General features: G+C 56.6%; 1 protein-coding gene and 2 pseudogenes. All 3 read right to left on the reverse strand.

What is annotated here, in order from left to right; translation table 11 throughout:
* A pseudogene (locus tag GCT19_RS41715) lies at positions 1-318 on the reverse strand (IS4 family transposase); the annotation flags it as partial.
* Positions 319-422: 104 nt separating this feature from the next.
* Positions 423-560 (reverse strand): annotated as a pseudogene (locus GCT19_RS41720) (IS3-like element ISBvi4 family transposase); the annotation flags it as partial.
* A gap of 188 nt (positions 561-748) precedes the next feature.
* A partial coding sequence (locus GCT19_RS41725; protein ID WP_227749507.1) for a thioesterase domain-containing protein occupies positions 749-2136 on the reverse strand: 1388 nt, incomplete at its 5' end.

Raw genomic sequence — 2136 nt, forward strand, 5'->3', positions numbered from 1 at the left:
CCATCGCCAGCTTTCCTTTTCCTCAATCGGTACGCGCGTGGGATTGATATGGCGCTTGAGCTCCGAAGCCCCCTTGAACCGCTTTCTCGTCCAGAACTTCACCGCCGCCAGGCCAAGTGGCAATCCATCGCCAGTAACAGCAAGACTCGAATGCATCAGGATGCCGCATTGCGTGAGCGGTCGTCGCGGGCCCATGCCGTTCTTCCCTGTGCGCAGGCTCGTCTTGCCCGTGTAGCCGATGAGTTCGGAACGCTCGCGCTGGTACGAGAATGCGGTCGTGTCCTGCAGGATAAGCACTGGTCCATCGGTGGCCTTCACACGTTCGGCGCTGGCCTGGAAATGCCTGCTCAGGATATCGTGTTCGCTGACGCGGTCGGTGAAGTAACGCTTACGCGGAATCAGCGTTCGGTTTCACATGGGGATACCCAGTTTGCCAAGCACCTTCGTTGGATCGGCAATCGCCGGGAAGCTTCCGATATCCCAACACCTTCAGTCAACGCCAGCTTGACCGCTTGGTCGTGAAGCTCCTTCCTATAGGCCGCCTTTGGAATTCGATTCATCCATGTCCCGGTTTCTCGATTTTACAAAACGTTGGCTACCATTTTTTCCGGCCGGCCTCAATCTGGCTCCGCTATGCCGATGGCTCCGCACCACTTCCCGTCGCTACCACCGCCCATTCGGGTAAATGCACCGGCCAGAGCGAACTCAGGACTGGATAAAACTTGGGGGCAAGGTCATTCACGGACGACTATTTAAGAGTTTCGACTAAGGCCGTTGAGATCGCTCGACCCAAAACTTCGCGGTTCTCCCGGACATCCATCATAGTCACGTGGTCGCCTGGAATTGGCACGGCATGAATGGCCTCCGCACTTAAAATCCGGTCCCAACCCCGCAAAGGCGAAATTGCTTCTGGACCTAGTGGAGTTTTTCGAGAACGAGTCCGACTGCTAAAAGGCCGGGCCGCATAGAATTGGTGTATCTCAACTGGAAGGGACGGAACTTGATACCAGCCCAGCGCCCGTTGGAACTGAGTGGCCCTTTCATATGTCAGAATATCATTGCGGAGATCACGATCCAGCGGGATCGCCCCAATTTTCTGAGCCTTTTCAAACAGTTGGGAAATTGAACTTTGTCCAGCGAAGCGATTGAGGATTTCGAACTTCTCGTCATTCAATTCGAGAGACTCCAACACTACTTCTTTTATCATTTGGGTGGATGATGTCCTTGATAGATCTGCAAATAACACAACGTCAATTAGGCTGATGAAGGAAACAGTTTCGTTGAGGTTTAGTAGCTGCTGCGCAATTGCATAAGCCAAGATTCCTCCTGACGAATATCCAGACAACCGATATGGACCTCGCGGTTGGATCTCGCGAATCGCCAAGCTCGCTTGCGAGGCGATCTCCTGAAGACTTGGAAATTGAAATGCACTGAATTGCGGCCATGGCAAAGCGTAGACAGAACAGTCGGCGCCCATTTCCTGCACCAAACTGGGGACATAAGAGCAATCGCCCAAACCTGTAGGAACAAAGAACACCGTTGGCCGCGATCCGATTTCTCGAACACAAATCGCTCTCACACAGCTGGGCTGTGGTGCCAAACGAACTTTCGATGCAACTTCCTTCAGAAGGGGGGCTTGGAAGAGGTCGGCGGCGCTGAACTTGAGCCCGAGATCGACTGCGCGACTGAGCAGTTGTACCGCTAAGAGCGAGTGGCCGCCGAGCTCGAAGAAGTTGTCGTGGCGTCCGACCCGCTCCAGCCCTAGAAGCTCGGCCCAGATCTCTGCCAGCGCCGTTTCGACTGTGCCCTGCGGCGCCTCATAGGCCGACCGCGCATAGGCATCGTCAGCCGGCGCCGGCAGTGCCTTGCGGTCGAGCTTGCCGTTCACCGTCAGCGGCAACTCCGCCAGCCGCATGAACGCCGACGGCACCATGTAGTCCGGCAGCCGCGCACTCAGGTGCGCGCGCAAGGTGTTGGCAAGCTCAGGTCCATCCAGCCCATCCGATTGAGCTTCGGGCGCACACACCACATAGGCGATAAGATGCCTGTCGCCGGCGCGGTTCTGTCGCGCCACCACCACCGCCTCGCGCACAAAGGCGTGCTCGCCAAGCCGCGCCGCGATCTCGCCCGGCTCGA

It is taken from the genome of Paraburkholderia atlantica, assembly GCF_009362785.1.
Lineage (GTDB): Bacteria > Pseudomonadota > Gammaproteobacteria > Burkholderiales > Burkholderiaceae > Paraburkholderia > Paraburkholderia atlantica.